Genomic DNA, 14,020 nt, shown 5'->3' on the forward strand with positions numbered 1-14,020 from the left:
GCATGACGAAGCGGCCGTGGGCTGGATTCGCCCACGGCCGCGTTCATTCATGCCTGACGCACCGCCGGGCGCGCACCGGCCACTTGGTACCAGTCGATCCTGCGCGTCACCACCATCACCGTGGCCAGCACCAGGAACAGCAGGCCCGCGCCCAACACCAGCGCGTTGTCCTCCGAGACCAGCAATCCGTACAGCGCGGCGTACAGCGTCGTCAGCATCGCCGCGAAGCCCAGGCCGCGCGCCAGGCTGCGCAGCACCGCGCTCAGGTAGAAGCCCAGCAGCCCGATGCACGCCACGCTGGCGGCGAGGTAGGCGTACACGAACTTCACGTGCTCGCTCAGGCTCACCAGCAGCAGGAAGAAGATCGCCAGCGCCAGGCCGACCAGGCCGTACTGGATCGGGTGGATCGGCAACTGCTTGATCAGCTCGAAGAAGAAGAACCCGACGAAGGTGAGCAGCACGAACAGCAGGCCGTACTTGGTCGCGCGATCGGCCTGCGTGTAGATGTCCACCGGATCGATCAGCGACACGCCGACGGAGTCCATGTTCGCCAAGCCCATCTCCGGCGACGCGAGGCCTTCGACATAGTTGCGCTGCGCGTTGCTGGCGACGGAGGCGATATCCCAGCTCGCGGTGAAGCCGTCCGCGCTGGTGTCGTGTCGCGGCGACGTGCCGGCGAAGCTGGGATGGCGCCAGGTCGACTCCAGTTCGAAGCGGTTGTTCTTGCCCAGCGGCACCAGCACGAGGGATTCGGTGCCGCCCAGCAGCACGTCCAGCTGCGTGTCCAGCGCGATCGTCTGGCCGGGCACCGGCGCATCGAGCCGCACGTGCAAGCCCGGCGCCTCACGGCTGCCCATGCCTTCCTGCAAGGCGACGTCACGGCCGTTGATGCGCAACACGGGCGCGGCGCGCAGGCCGCGCACGTCGGCGATGCCGTAGCTCAGCCAGGGACGGCCGATCTGCCGATCGGCGGGATTGCCTTCGTTGGGAATGACGGCATCGAAGCGCGCCGTGGCGTGCCCCTTCCACTCGTACACACGCACTTCGTGCAGGCCGCGCTTGCGCGTGTCGGGAACCATGGGGCCGCCCACGTCCAGCGTCGTGGGGAAGAACGTCCATTGCCGCGTCTTCGCGCGGCGGACCTTGCGCACAACGTTGTTGGCGTCGGTTTCCTCGACCTCGACGGTCTCGGTGTAGGGCACCACCAGCACCGGCCCGGCAAAGGCCTGCGCACCGCCATAGCTGCGGGCGATGTCGGCGACCGCGCCGGCGCGGTACTCCTCGCGCTCGTGGATGACGCCGCGGATCATGCTCAGCGGGATGAGGATCGCGATCGTCATGAACGCGACGATGGCGACCTTGAAGGCAAGGCGCATGGTGAACTCCTGTCGTGGAATGGCGACAGGCTGCGCGCGTGTTGCGTGGGGACGATGGGGCTTGTGTGAGGCGACGGTGAAGTCGCACGGGCGTGCGGAAGCGTCGGCCGATAGAGACCCGCCCGGAGCCGTCATCCCGGCTAAGGCCGGGATCCAGGCTGTCACGCCCTCCGGGACATCACGTCGTCCGAAACTTCACGTCATTCCCGCGAAAGCCCCGCTTTCGCCGGAATGACGGTGAGGTGACTCACCGCGGCCTTCGCCGGGATGACGGTGAATTCGACGGACCTCGTCAGATCACTCGCCCGGCGGCAGCCTGATTTCCGCCACCGCCCCGCCGCCCTCACGGTTGTGCAGCACCGCCTCGCCGCCATGCAACGCGGCCACCTCGGCCACGAACGGCAAGCCCAGCCCGCTGCTGCGACTGCCGTTGCCGGGGCGCGGCAGCGAATAGAAGCGTTCGAACACCCGCCCTTCCGCGTAATCGGGGATGCCCGGCCCGCGGTCGCGTACCGCCACACATTGCGACGCACCATCAGCACGCAGCTGCACTTCGATCGCACTGCCGCGCGGTGCGAAGTCGATGGCGTTCTCGATCAGGTTGACCACCGCCTGGCGCAGCAGGAAGCGATCACCGCGCACGTCGGGCAGACCGGCCGGCAGGTCGAAATCGAGGCGGAGGTCCGCCTGCGCCAGCCGCGTGTCGCACTGCGCGGCGGCATCGGCGATGACACCCGACAGCGACAGCGCTTCGGGATGTTCGAGCCGTTGCCGATGCTCCACCGCTGCCAGCGCCAGCATCTTGTCGATCATCTGCGCCAGGCGCTCGCTCTGCGCGCGGATGGCGGCGACGAAGCGCGCGCGGTCGGGTTCGTCGAGCGGCCCCTCCAGCAGCTCCGCGCTGCCACGGATCGCCGCCAGCGGGCTCTTCATCTCGTGCGTGAGCGTGTGCACGTACTGCTCCACGTACTGCTTGCCTTCCAGGCGCACGCGCATGGTTTCCAGCGCCGAGCCCAGTTCGCCGAACTCGCCCGCCGCGCGCGGCGGCGCGGCGCGCTCGCCGGCGGTGACGGCGTTGGCGTAGCGGCGCAATGCGCCCAACTGCTTCGACAGCCACCACGCCGCCAGCAGTCCGATCACCAGCGACACGCCCAGCAGCACCGCGCCCCATCGCCACACGGCGCGCTGGCTGCGCTCGATGAAGGGCGCGATCGCGCGGTTGGGCTTGGCGACCGTCAGCACGCCGACGATGCGCCCGTCCACGTCGCGGATCGGCGCGGCGACATGCATCACGGTGGAGTTCGGATCGGCGTAATCGTTGCGCGTGGAGCGCGCGCCGTAGCGGCCGCGCAGCGTGAGATAGACATCGTTCCAGCGCGAGTAGTCCTTGCCGACATCGCGCCCGTCGCTGTCGAACACGACGATGCCGCGCGCATCGGCGACGTAGATGCGGTACTGCGAGGAACGCTTGCCGAAGCCCCATATCTGCGCGCCGTAATCGCGCCGCGCCATCGCGCGTACGCGCTTGGCGAAGTCGCCGTCGTCGATGCGGCCTTTGATGAAATCGTCGGTGGCCAGCTCGGCCAGGACATTGGCCGTGTCGACCAGCGTGTCTTCCATCGCCTGGCGCACGCCCGGCTTCACCTCGGCCACGAACACCTGCGCCAGCAGCCAGCCGGCCAGCGCGACGATGACGAAGTAGCCCAGGAACACCCGCAGTGCGATCCTCATTCCGCGGTCTCCAGCGAGTAGCCCAGTCCGCGGTGCGTGCGGATCGGATCGGCGTCGGGCGCGACATCGCGCAGCTTCGCGCGCAGCGTCTTGATGTGCGTGTCCACGGTGCGATCGCCGCTTTCCAGCGCATCGCCCCACACGCGGTCCATCAGTTGCGCGCGCGAGAGCACCGCGCCCGGGCGTTGCAGCAACGCGGCGAGCAGGCCGTATTCGTAGCGCGTGAGGTCGAGCGCGCGGCCGCGGTAACGGATGCGGTGCCCCTGGGCGTCGTGCACGAATCCGGCGTCGACGGGCGCGGCGGTCGGCGACGGCTGGAGACGGCGCAGCACCACGCGCACGCGCGCGACCAGCTCGCGCGGCGAGAACGGCTTGGTCACGTAGTCGTCGGCACCGATCTCCAGGCCGAGGATGCGGTCGGCTTCGGCATTCTGGGCGGTGAGGAAGATCACCGGCAGGTCGCGCTCGCGGCGCAGTTCACGGCACAACGCGAAGCCGCCGATGTCGGGCAGGCCGACATCGAGCACCGCCAGGTCGAAGTCCTGCGCACGCGCCGCGGCCAGGGCCTCGCGGCCGGTCAGGCAGTGGATCGCCTCGAACCCCTCCGCGTGCAGCGCGTGCAGCACGATCTGGGCGATGGCGGCTTCGTCTTCGACGAGGAGGATGCGCATTCTTGGGGATTCGGGATTCGGGATTCGGGAGCTTGTGCTTTGGGATACGGTCGGCGGGGACTATTCTGCGCGAACGAACTTGGATGGTGGGCGCTGCGCGAGCCATCGAATCCCCAATCCCGAATCCCGAATCCCGGACGCCCCATGAACTACCGCCACGTCTTCCACGCCGGCAACCATGCCGACGTGCTCAAGCACATCGCCGTGCTCGCCCTGTGCGATGCCCTGACGGCGAAGCCGGCGGCGGCGTTCGCGCTGGACACCCATGCCGGACGCGGGTTGTACGCGCTGGACAGCAATTCGGCGCAACGCACGGGCGAGGCCGAAGGCGGCATCGGCCGTTTGCTGGCGGAGGCCCCGAAGCACCCGGCCATCACCCGTTACCTGGCCGCCGTGCGCGCCTGTCGGCACGAACACGGACAGGCGAGCTATCCCGGCTCGCCCTGGCTGCTGGCCCACGCGCTGCGCGAACAGGACCGCATCGCCGCGTGCGAGTTGCTGCCGGAAGAGGCCGGGCAGCTGCGTTCGGTGTTCGCCCACGATCCGCGCGTGGCCGTGCACGAGCGCGACGGCTACGCCGCGATGAAGGCGCTGCTGCCGCCGCGCATCGGCGAGACCCGCTACAACCGCGGGCTGGTGCTGATCGACCCGCCTTACGAAGCGCAGCTGGAGGAGTTCGACACCGCGCTGGGCGCACTGCGCGACGCCCTCGCCCGCTGGCCGCAGGGCACGTATGTGCTGTGGTACCCGATCAAGCTGCGCCGCTCGCTGCAACCGTTCTACCGTCGCGCGACGACATTGCCGGCGAAGTCCTCGTTCGTCGCCGAACTGCTGGTGCGCGCCGACGATTCCCCGCTGCGCATGAACGGCAGCGGCTTGCTGATCCTCAACCCGCCGTGGCAACTGGACCAGACCCTGGCCGGCGTACTGCCCCTGCTGGCGAAAGTGCTGGGTGAAAGCGCGGACGCGGCGGGGAGGCTGGAGTGGCTGGTGCGGGGGGCGTAGTCGCGCACGGCGGTTGCTTGCTGGCTGTTGTTCCTTGTCTTTGTTGCTGTTGCTGTTGCTGTTGCTGTTGCTGTTGCTGTCGAACAGCCTTTCAGGTCCCTAGCCCCGAAGGGCGCCGCACATGGATGTGCGGCGGTGAGCGCTGAGCCATGGATGGCGAATCGCGAACGCGCCCTTGCTCCGTCCGGTCGTGGGATTGGGGTGTCAAGGAAGGCCCTTTCTTTTGGTTACTTTTCTTTGGGCAAGCAAAGAAAAGTGACCCGAGCGGCGCAGCCGATCGGAAGCTTTGTTGTTGCTGTTCGAGTGGGCAGGGAAAGCGTGGAAAGTCCCTGGAGAGTGCCGCCGTGCGGCGGCCCAGAAGCCCCCGCCTTCGCGGGAATGACGGTGACGTGTGTTGGGCGCACAAAGAGTGCCCACACGCTGCGGGCCTGGATCCCGGCCTTCGCCGGGATGACGGTGAAGTGGTTCGCCGCCGTCGGAGTGCCCTCGCACTGCAGGCCTGGATCCCGGCCTTCGCCGGGATGACGGTGAAGTGGTTCGCCGCTGTCGGAGTGCCCGCGCGCTGCGGGCCTGGATCCCGGCCTTCGCCGGAATGACGGTGAAGTGGTTCGCCGCTGTCGGAGTGCCCGCGCACTGCGGGCCTGGATCCCGGCCTTCGCCGGGATGAAGGTGACTACGCCTGCAACTTCCGATCCGGCTCGAAGAAGCTCCAGCGCACTTCCGGGAACGACTGCTTCAGCGCCCGCTCGACCGAATTGATCTGGTCGATCAGCCCGCTGACCCCGTGCTCCTCGCGCATCTGCGCCTGCACCGACACCAGCACCTCGTTGCCCAACTGCAGCGTGATCAGACTGATGATGCGCTCGATCTCCGGACGCGTCTGCAGGAACTCGCGCATCTGCTGCTGGCGCGCCGGATCGACGCTCTGGCCGATCAGCATCGCCTTCACCTCGATGGCGACGAACACCGCGACCACGATCAGCAGCGCGCCGATAGCGATGGTGCCGACCGCGTCCCACAGCGGATTGCCGGTGACCACCGACATCATCACCGCGATCAGCGCGAACACCAGGCCCAGCAGCGCGGCCAGGTCCTCGCCGAAGATCACCACCAGCTCGGCCTGTCGGCTTTCGCGGAACCAGCGCCACAGGCCGCGCTCGCCGCGCGCCTTGTTCACTTCCTGCAGGCAGGCGCGCATCGAAACGCTCTCGGCGAGGATGGCGAACACCAGCACGCCGGCGGCCCACCACCACTGCTTCAGCGGCTCGGGATGCTGGAGTTTGTGGATGCCTTCGTACAGCGAGAACATGCCGCCGACGGTGAACAGCATCACCGCGACCAGGAACGACCAGAAGTAGATCGCCTTGCCGTAACCCAGCGGGTAATCGGGCGAGGCCGGCGCCTTGGCCTGGCGCATGCCCAGCAGCAGCAGGAGCTGGTTGCCGCAGTCGGCCAGCGAGTGGACCGTCTCGGCCAGCATCGCGCTGGAACCGGTGAAGAACGCCGCCACGCCCTTGGCGACCGCGATCGCGAAGTTGGCACCGAGCGCGAACAGGATCGCGCGGGTCGAATCACCACCACCGGCCATGCCGTCTTTCCCTGAAGAGTTGAATGAGTGTGCGTAAGGCGGCGCGAGTCTAGCACCGGGGCGCGACGCGCCGGGACTGCACGCGCCTGGCTCTGCGCACAGGATCAGTCGGCCAGCTCGCGCTGGGTCTTCTTCGGCAGCTTCGCCCGGACCAGCTCGTAGCTGCGGCGCAGCAAGGCCTTCAATTCCTTCACCGGGACGCGCGAAGAATCGGGCATCTGGACCCAGCGCGCCCGCGCCAGGTAGGGCGCCGGGATGAACCCGGGGCGGCCGGTCAGCTCCAGAAAGCGCTCGTCCTCGACCTTGAAGCTCAGGCTGCCCACGCCCTCTCCCTGCACGCAGACGACGCAGAACATCTTCCCCGCGACGGTGAAGACCAGGTCGTTTTCCCACTTGATCGAGGACTCCACCCCCGGCCAGCCCCCCACCCAGTCCTGCAGTCTGCTTCCGTCCATCGCCCCGCCCGCCCCGTGAAGAATGTGAATACGGGAAGTGTGCCAATATCCATCCATGGCCGCGCGCGAACGACTCCCGCCCTGGCATGAACGGATGCGTCTTCCCAACGGGCGCGAAGTACTGATACGTCCGATCCGCCCCGAAGACGCAGAACCGATTCGCGCCAGCTTCTCACTGCTCCAGCCGGAGGAAGTGCGCCAGCGCTTCCTGTACGCGCTGAACGAGATGTCGCCTGAAATGGCGGATCGAATGACCCGCATCAACCCGAAGAACGAATTCGCCCTGGTCGCGGCCGAGCCGCTGCCGCCCGGCGAGGCGCTGGTCGGGGCGGTGGCGCGCATTGCCGTGGACGACAACGGCCGGGAGGCGGAATTCGCCATCCTGGTCAGCCACTACGTCGCCAACATGGGCCTGGGCCGCTACCTGATGACGCGGCTGGTGAAATGGGCGCGCGGCAAGAAGCTGGACTGCGTCTACGGCGACGTGTTCGAACACAACCAGGCCATGCTCTCGCTGGCCGAATCGCTGGGCTTCGAACGCAGCGTGCAGCAGGAGCCCAACGGGCTCATCCGCGTGCGCCTGGACCTGAAGGGCAGCAAGGCGGCCTGAACCTGGCGGGCGCGCACGGGCCGGCCCGTTCGAAGGGGTGACTCCGGGGGGCCTTGCGGCAGGCAGAACCGCGCGTCCACGGCGAGCACCGCCGGGGGGCTCCACATGAGCATCAACGAAGAGCGCCTGAATCAGTTCCTGGGCCATGCGGTAGGCGACCTGGGCGCCGCGATCAGCGCGACCCTCATGCTGGTCGGCGACCAGCTCGGCCTGTATCGGGCGCTGGCCACCTCGCCGATGAGCGCCGCCGAACTGGCAACACGCACCGGCACGAACGAGCGCTACATCCGCGAGTGGCTCGGCAACCAGGCGGCGGGCGGCTACGTCGACTACGACCGCGACAGCGACACCTATTCGCTCAGCGCAGAGCAGGCGCTGTGCCTGGCCGACCCGGGCGGGCCGGTCGACCTGCCCGGTGCCTATTCGATCGTGGAAGCGACGTTCCACGCGCTGGAGAGGACGAAGGAAAACTTCCGCACCGGCAAGGGCATGGAATGGGGCGAGCACCACGCCTGCCTGTTCCATGGCACCGAGCGCTTCTTTCGCGCCGGCTACAACGCGCACCTCATCATGGAATGGTTACCGGCGCTGGACGGCGTCGTCGACAAACTGCGTGCCGGGGCGAAGGCGGCCGACGTCGGCTGCGGACACGGCGCAAGCACCACGCTGATGGCGCAGGCGTTCCCCGAATCGACCTTCATCGGCTACGACTATCACGCCCCGTCGATCGAGGTGGCGCGCGAACGTGCGCGCAAAGCCGGCGCGGGCAACGCGAAGTTCGAGACCGCCGACGCGACGGGCTACGCCGAAAAGGACTTCGACCTGATCTGCTTCTTCGATTGCCTGCACGACATGGGCGATCCGGTCGGCGCCGCGCGCCATGCGCTGCAGGCGCTGAAGTCCGACGGCTCATGCATGCTGGTGGAGCCGTTCGCCGGCGACAGCGTGGCGGAGAACCTCAATCCGGTCGGACGCGTGTACTACGGCGCGTCGTCGCAGATCTGCGTGCCGGTGTCGCTGGCGCGCAACGGGCCGGCACTGGGCGCACAGGCCGGCGAGGCGCGGCTGCGCCAGGTGATGACCGACGCCGGCTTCACGCGTTTCCGCCGCGCGACGCAGACGCCGTTCAATCTGGTGTTCGAAGCGCGGCCCTGACGGCGCGCGCTCAGCAATAAGGGCACGCATGTCGCGCCCAGGGTAGCGAGGGGGCACGCGTGGCGCGGGCAGGACGCCCGCGCCGCGCTTCTTCGCCGTTTCGCTCGCGACCGATCAGACGACGGTCAGGGTGACGTCGATATTGCCGCGCGTCGCGTTGGAGTACGGGCACACCTGGTGCGCCTTCTGCACCAGCGCTTCGGCCTGCTCGCGCGGCAGGCCCGGCAGCGAGATCTTCAGCTCGGCCTGGATGCCGAAACCGGTCGGCAGCGGACCGATGCCGACGGCGGCGTCGATCTTGGCGTCGTTCGGGAACGCGATCTTCTCCTTGCCGGCGACGAACTTCAGCGCGCCGATGAAGCAGGCCGAGTAGCCGGCCGCGAACAGCTGCTCCGGATTGGTGCCTTCGCCGCCGGCGCCGCCGAGTTCGCGCGGCGTGGTGAGCTTGACGTCGAGCGCGTTGTCGGACGAGACGGAACGGCCGTCGCGGCCGCCGGTGGAGGTGGCGTGGGCGGTGTAGAGGACCTGATCGAGGGACATGGGAAGACTCCTGGTTGGGGGGACAACGACGGGGTGGCCTTGCGGCCGGGTCTCATGGCGCGCCCTCGAACGGCGCGCCGCTTGTACGGTGCGATTGCCTTGCCGCGCGCCGCCTCAGCCGTTCCGGCCGAGTGCCTCGCGCAGCGATTCGAGCTGGTGCTTCATCGCGACGATCTCGTCCTGCGTGCATTCCGAGGCGCACAGCAGTTCCGACGGAACCGCGCGGGCTTTCGCCTTCAACGCCCGGCCCTCCTCGCTCAGTTCGACGATCACCTGCCGCTCGTCACGGCTGGCGCGCGTGCGCGTCACCAGACCCGACGCCTCCAGGCGCTTGAGCAGCGGCGTCAACGTCGCCGAGTCGAGGAACAGCTTCTCGCCGATCTCCGACACGCTCAGGCCGTCGCGCTCCCACAGCACCAGCATCACCAGGTATTGCGGGTAGGTCAGGCCCAGCGGCGAGAGCAGCTTGCGATAGACCTTGTTGAGCGCCAGCCCGGTGGAATACAGCGCGAAGCACAGCTGCTCGTCCAGATGCAGCAGGTTCTTCGCTTTGGGGGCCTTGGCGGTCGCGGTCTTCATGGGTCGAAAATTTACATAGCGCGCTATTCAATTGCAAGCGATCAATAGCGCGGCCACTGGAACGATGCGATCCGGCCGCGCCGATTCAGGCAGGTCATGCAGGAACCGGGTCTTCATCCGCCGGTCCCGTAAAATGCGGGCCTCTTTGCGCTGGGGGGTCACGGCCCTCCGGCGCTGCCCTCGTTTTTCACGTCCCCGCCCCCATCCCGATCCGATGCCGAAGTCCGCAATTCCGACGCCTCCCCTGCCCCGGTCCGGACACCAGCGCGCCTGGTGGCGCGCTCCGGCCTCGCCCTCCGCGCTGGCGTTCCACATCGCCACGGCCGCGGCCGCGCACGACGCGCCGCTGCTGGTGGTCGCGCGCGACAACCACGGCGCGCACCAGCTCGAATCGGACCTGCACACCCTGCTCGGTGCGCAGGCTGATCTGCCCGTGGTCACCTTCCCCGACTGGGAAACGCTGCCCTACGACCTCTTCAGCCCGCACCCGGACATCGTCAGCCAGCGCCTGGCCGCGCTGCACCGCCTGCCCACGCTCAAGCGCGGCATCGTGATCGTTCCGGTGCAGACGCTGCTGCAGCGGCTGGCGCCGCTCAAGCACGTGGTCGGCGGCAGCTTCGATGTGAAGACCGGCCAGCGCCTGGACCTGGATGCGGAAAAGCGGCGCCTGGAATCGGCCGGTTATCGCCACGTGCCGCAGGTGCTCGATCCGGGCGACTTCGCGGTGCGCGGCGGGCTGTTGGATGTCTACCCGATGGGCGCCGACCAGCCGTTCCGCGTCGAACTGCTCGACGACGAGATCGAGACGATCCGCGCGTTCGAACCCGAGTCGCAGCGTTCGCTGGAGAAGATCGACGCCGTCCACCTGTTGCCCGGCCGCGAAGTGCCGCTGGGCGATGCCGCGCTCAAGCGCGCGCTCGATGCCCTGCGCGACCGCTTCGATCTGGACACGCGCCGCAGCGCGCTCTACCAGGACCTCAAGGCGGGGTTGGCGCCGCCCGGCATCGAGTACTACCTGCCGCTGTTCTTCGACACGACCTCCACGCTGTTCGACTACCTCGCCAAGGACACGCTCCCCGTCATCGCCGATGGCGCGATGGAGGCCGCCGAACAATTCTGGAGCCACACCGGCGAGCGCTACGAACAACGCCGCCACGATCTCGAACGCCCGCTGCTGCCGCCCGACGCGCTGTACCTGTCGCCCGATGCGCTGCGCGCGCGCCTCAACGAGACCACGCGCGTGGAGATCTGCGGCGAAGGCCATGCGCAGCGCAAACGCGCGAGCGCACTGGGCGACCAACCCGCGCCGGCCTTGCCGATCGCCGCGCGCGACCACGCGCCGGCCGATGCCTTGAAGTCGTTTCTGTCGAGCTATCCGGGCCGCGTGCTGATCGCGGCGGATTCGCCGGGGCGTCGCGAGGCGTTGCTGGAGTTGTTGCAGGCGGCGGCGCTGAAGCCCGATGTACTGGCCGACTGGAATGCTTTTCTTCCCTCGCAGGCCGCGCAGGCGCTTCCCAGGTTCGCGATCGCGGTCGCGCCGTTCGAAGACGGTTTCGCCATCACCGAACCCGCGCTGGCCGTCCTCACCGAACGCCAGCTCTTCCCCGAGCGCGCCAGCCAGCCGCGCCGGCGCCGCCGCGTCGGCCGCGAGCCGGAAGCGATCATCAAGGACCTGGGCGAGCTCACCGAAGGCGCACCGATCGTCCACGAGGACCACGGTGTCGGCCGCTATCGCGGACTGGTCACGCTCGACGCCGGCGGCATGCCCGCCGAATACCTGGAGATCGAGTACGCCAAGGGCGACCGCCTGTACGTGCCGGTCGCGCAGCTGCACCTGATCAACCGCTATTCCGGTGCATCTGAGGAAACCGCGCCGCTGCATTCGCTCGGCGGTGAGCAGTGGGCGAAGGCCAAGCGCAAGGCCGCCGAGAAAGTCCGCGACGTCGCCGCCGAACTGCTGGAAATCCAGGCCAAGCGGCAGGCGCGTGCGGGACTGGCGATCGACGTGGACCGCGCGGCGTACGAACCGTTCGCGGCGGCGTTCCCGTTCGAGGAGACGCCGGACCAGCACTCGGCGATCGAAGCGGTGATCCGCGACCTCGCCTCGAGCCAGCCGATGGACCGCGTGGTCTGCGGCGACGTTGGCTTCGGCAAGACCGAGGTCGCGGTACGCGCGGCCTTCGTCAGCGCGATGAGCGGCAAGCAGGTTGCCGTACTGGTGCCGACCACGCTGCTGGCCGAACAGCATTACCGCAATTTCCGCGACCGCTTCGCCGACTGGCCGATCCGCGTGGAAGTGCTCTCGCGCTTCAAGACCAAGAAGGAAATCGAGACCGAACTGACCAAGGTCGCCGACGGCAGCATCGACGTGATCGTCGGCACGCACCGCCTGTTGCAGCCGGACGTGCGCTTCAAGGACCTGGGCGCGGTGATCGTCGACGAAGAACAGCGTTTCGGCGTGCGCCAAAAGGAAGCACTGAAGGCGTTGCGCGCGAACGTCCACCTGCTCACGCTCACCGCCACGCCGATCCCGCGCACGCTCAACATGGCGATGGCCGGACTGCGCGACCTGTCGATCATCGCCACGCCGCCCGCGCACCGCCTGGCGGTGCAGACCTTCGTCGTGCCGTGGGACGACATGCAGCTGCGCGAGGCGTTCCAGCGCGAGCTTTCGCGCGGCGGCCAGGTGTACTTCCTGCACAACGACGTGGAAAGCATCGGGCGCATGCAGCGCCAGCTTCAGGAGCTGGTGCCGGAGGCGCGCATCGGCATCGCCCACGGCCAGATGCCCGAGCGCGAGCTGGAACGGGTGATGCTCGACTTCCACAAGCAGCGCTTCAACGTGCTGCTGTCGACGACGATCATCGAGTCGGGCATCGACATCCCCAACGCCAACACCATCATCATGAACCGTGCCGACAAGTTCGGCCTGGCGCAGCTGCACCAGCTGCGCGGGCGCGTCGGCCGTTCGCACCACCGTGCCTACGCCTACCTCGTCGTGCCCGATCGCAAGGCGATCACCGAGGACGCACGCAAGCGGTTGGACGCGATCGCGGCGATGGACGAACTCGGCGCCGGCTTCACGCTCGCCACGCACGACCTGGAAATCCGCGGCGCCGGCGAACTGCTCGGCGAGGAACAAAGCGGACAGATGGCCGAGGTCGGCTTCAGCCTCTACACCGAACTGCTGGAGCGCGCGGTGCGTTCGATCCGCCAGGGCAAGCTGCCCGACGTGGACGGCCACGAGGTTCGCGGCGCCGAAGTCGAACTGCGCGTGCCCTCGCTGATCCCCGACGACTACCTGCCCGACGTGCACACGCGCCTGACGCTGTACAAGCGCATCAGCGGCGCACGCGACACGGAGGAACTGCGCGAGTTGCAGGTGGAGATGATCGACCGCTTCGGCCTTCTGCCCGACGCCGCCAAGCACCTGTTCGCCATCGCCGAACTGAAACTTCGCGCGACGCAGCTGGGCATCCGCAAACTCGACCTGGGCGACAAGGGTGGACGCGTGCACTTCGTCGAGAAACCCAACGTCGACCCGATGGCGATCATCAAGCTGATCCAGGGCCAGCCCAAGCTCTACCGGATGGAAGGCCCGGACAAGTTGCGCATGGCGCTGGAACTGCCCGATGCGCAGTCGCGCGTGCTGGCCGCGCGCGGCATCCTCACGGCACTTCAGCCGGCCGCGTGAGGTCGGCTAAGGTGGGCGGCATGAAACTGCCGCTCACCGCCCTTTCCTGCCTGCTGTTCCTTTCGGCCTGCGCTTCTTCGCCGCGCGTCGCCGATTCCGTTGCCCGTGTCGAAACCGGCGCCGCGATGACCTTCATCCTCGTGCGCCATGCGGAGAAGGCGGCCGACGGCAGCAACGACCCGCCGCTCACCGACGCCGGCCGCGCCCGCGCGCAGGCGCTCGCGCAGCGGTTGTCGCCGGTGCCGGTGATCGCGGTGTACACCACCGCGTTCCAGCGCACGCGCCAGACCGCGACGCCGACCGCGCAGGAGCACGGCTTGCCGCTGATCACCTACGACGCGAAGCAGCCGGCCACCGAATTCGCCGCGCTGCTGCGCGAGCGTCATGCGGGGCAGACGGTGCTGGTCGTCGGCCACAGCAACACGGTGCCGGACAGCGCCGCCGCGCTGTGCGCCTGCCAGGTCGCGCCGATGAGCGAGGCGGAGTACGACCGGCTGACGACGGTGCGGGTGGATGCGTCGGGACGCGCGGTGTTGGAAGTCGGGCGCCAGTAGCGCGGCGTTTCCCTTCTCCCCTCGGGAGAAGGTGCCCGGAGGGCGGATGAGGGGTAACGGAG

General features: G+C 68.3%; 12 protein-coding genes. 5 read left to right on the top strand and 7 right to left on the bottom strand.

Annotated features, from left to right (window positions below):
• Positions 1-47 precede the first annotated feature (47 nt).
• From creD to creB, 3 genes are all read right to left on the bottom strand, one after another.
• Entirely contained in the window at positions 48-1,376 is a 1,329-nt protein-coding gene (creD, locus tag AAFF32_RS16805) for a cell envelope integrity protein CreD (RefSeq protein WP_342315814.1), read from the bottom strand.
• A gap of 297 nt (positions 1,377-1,673) precedes the next feature.
• Positions 1,674-3,107, bottom strand: a complete 1,434-nt coding sequence (gene creC / locus AAFF32_RS16810) for a two-component system sensor histidine kinase CreC (protein WP_216962614.1) — start codon at positions 3,105-3,107, stop codon at positions 1,674-1,676.
• Complete coding sequence (gene creB, locus AAFF32_RS16815; protein WP_216962617.1) at positions 3,104-3,778, bottom strand: two-component system response regulator CreB; 675 nt, start codon at positions 3,776-3,778, stop codon at positions 3,104-3,106. Before creB ends, creC begins: the two co-directional genes overlap by 4 nt.
• A gap of 144 nt (positions 3,779-3,922) precedes the next feature.
• Here creB and rlmJ point away from each other — a divergent pair, with 144 nt between their 5' ends.
• On the top strand, positions 3,923-4,783 hold the full coding sequence (gene rlmJ / locus AAFF32_RS16820) for a 23S rRNA (adenine(2030)-N(6))-methyltransferase RlmJ (RefSeq protein WP_342315815.1): 861 nt from the start codon (positions 3,923-3,925) through the stop codon (positions 4,781-4,783).
• 673 nt (positions 4,784-5,456) lie between these two features.
• Here the strand turns inward: rlmJ and AAFF32_RS16825 are convergent.
• On the bottom strand, positions 5,457-6,371 hold the full coding sequence (locus AAFF32_RS16825) for a cation diffusion facilitator family transporter (protein ID WP_216962622.1): 915 nt from the start codon (positions 6,369-6,371) through the stop codon (positions 5,457-5,459).
• Between the two features lie 104 nt (positions 6,372-6,475).
• Entirely contained in the window at positions 6,476-6,826 is a 351-nt protein-coding gene (locus tag AAFF32_RS16830; protein ID WP_342315816.1) for an MmcQ/YjbR family DNA-binding protein, read from the bottom strand.
• 55 nt (positions 6,827-6,881) lie between these two features.
• Here AAFF32_RS16830 and AAFF32_RS16835 point away from each other — a divergent pair, with 55 nt between their 5' ends.
• Together AAFF32_RS16835 and AAFF32_RS16840 are read left to right on the top strand one after the other, a co-directional pair.
• Complete coding sequence (locus AAFF32_RS16835) at positions 6,882-7,436, top strand: GNAT family protein (RefSeq protein WP_216962628.1); 555 nt, start codon at positions 6,882-6,884, stop codon at positions 7,434-7,436.
• Positions 7,437-7,541: 105 nt separating this feature from the next.
• Entirely contained in the window at positions 7,542-8,591 is a 1,050-nt protein-coding gene (locus AAFF32_RS16840; RefSeq protein ID WP_342315817.1) for a class I SAM-dependent methyltransferase, read from the top strand.
• 114 nt (positions 8,592-8,705) lie between these two features.
• Here AAFF32_RS16840 and AAFF32_RS16845 read toward each other — a convergent pair whose 3' ends face one another.
• Both AAFF32_RS16845 and AAFF32_RS16850 read right to left on the bottom strand, forming a co-directional pair.
• On the bottom strand, positions 8,706-9,131 hold the full coding sequence (locus AAFF32_RS16845; protein WP_216962645.1) for an organic hydroperoxide resistance protein: 426 nt from the start codon (positions 9,129-9,131) through the stop codon (positions 8,706-8,708).
• A 114-nt stretch (positions 9,132-9,245) separates the two neighbouring features.
• On the bottom strand, positions 9,246-9,710 hold the full coding sequence (locus AAFF32_RS16850; RefSeq protein WP_342315818.1) for a MarR family transcriptional regulator: 465 nt from the start codon (positions 9,708-9,710) through the stop codon (positions 9,246-9,248).
• Between the two features lie 214 nt (positions 9,711-9,924).
• Here AAFF32_RS16850 and mfd point away from each other — a divergent pair, with 214 nt between their 5' ends.
• A complete protein-coding gene (gene mfd / locus AAFF32_RS16855; RefSeq protein ID WP_342315819.1) occupies positions 9,925-13,404 on the top strand; it encodes a transcription-repair coupling factor in 3,480 nt (1,159 codons plus the stop codon).
• 20 nt (positions 13,405-13,424) lie between these two features.
• Positions 13,425-13,958, top strand: a complete 534-nt coding sequence (locus tag AAFF32_RS16860; protein WP_342315821.1) for a phosphoglycerate mutase family protein — start codon at positions 13,425-13,427, stop codon at positions 13,956-13,958.
• The last annotated feature ends 62 nt before the right edge of the window (positions 13,959-14,020 follow it).

Origin of the sequence: Lysobacter sp. FW306-1B-D06B (assembly GCF_038446665.1) — a bacterium.
Taxonomy (GTDB): Bacteria; Pseudomonadota; Gammaproteobacteria; order Xanthomonadales; family Xanthomonadaceae; genus Lysobacter_J.

Bases quoted from the DNA above. Each gene is read 5' to 3' on its own strand.
- AAFF32_RS16840 (WP_342315817.1), top strand. From the start codon at position 7,542: ATGAGCATCAACGAAGAGCGCCTGAATCAGTTCCTGGGCCATGCGGTA.
- AAFF32_RS16860 (WP_342315821.1), top strand. From the start codon at position 13,425: ATGAAACTGCCGCTCACCGCCCTTTCCTGCCTGCTGTTCCTTTCGGCC.
- AAFF32_RS16830 (WP_342315816.1), bottom strand. From the start codon at position 6,826: ATGGACGGAAGCAGACTGCAGGACTGGGTGGGGGGCTGGCCGGGGGTG.
- AAFF32_RS16825 (WP_216962622.1), bottom strand. From the start codon at position 6,371: ATGGCCGGTGGTGGTGATTCGACCCGCGCGATCCTGTTCGCGCTCGGT.
- rlmJ (WP_342315815.1), top strand. From the start codon at position 3,923: ATGAACTACCGCCACGTCTTCCACGCCGGCAACCATGCCGACGTGCTC.
- mfd (WP_342315819.1), top strand. From the start codon at position 9,925: ATGCCGAAGTCCGCAATTCCGACGCCTCCCCTGCCCCGGTCCGGACAC.
- AAFF32_RS16850 (WP_342315818.1), bottom strand. From the start codon at position 9,710: ATGAAGACCGCGACCGCCAAGGCCCCCAAAGCGAAGAACCTGCTGCAT.
- creB (WP_216962617.1), bottom strand. From the start codon at position 3,778: ATGCGCATCCTCCTCGTCGAAGACGAAGCCGCCATCGCCCAGATCGTG.
- creD (WP_342315814.1), bottom strand. From the start codon at position 1,376: ATGCGCCTTGCCTTCAAGGTCGCCATCGTCGCGTTCATGACGATCGCG.
- AAFF32_RS16845 (WP_216962645.1), bottom strand. From the start codon at position 9,131: ATGTCCCTCGATCAGGTCCTCTACACCGCCCACGCCACCTCCACCGGC.
- AAFF32_RS16835 (WP_216962628.1), top strand. From the start codon at position 6,882: ATGGCCGCGCGCGAACGACTCCCGCCCTGGCATGAACGGATGCGTCTT.
- creC (WP_216962614.1), bottom strand. From the start codon at position 3,107: ATGAGGATCGCACTGCGGGTGTTCCTGGGCTACTTCGTCATCGTCGCG.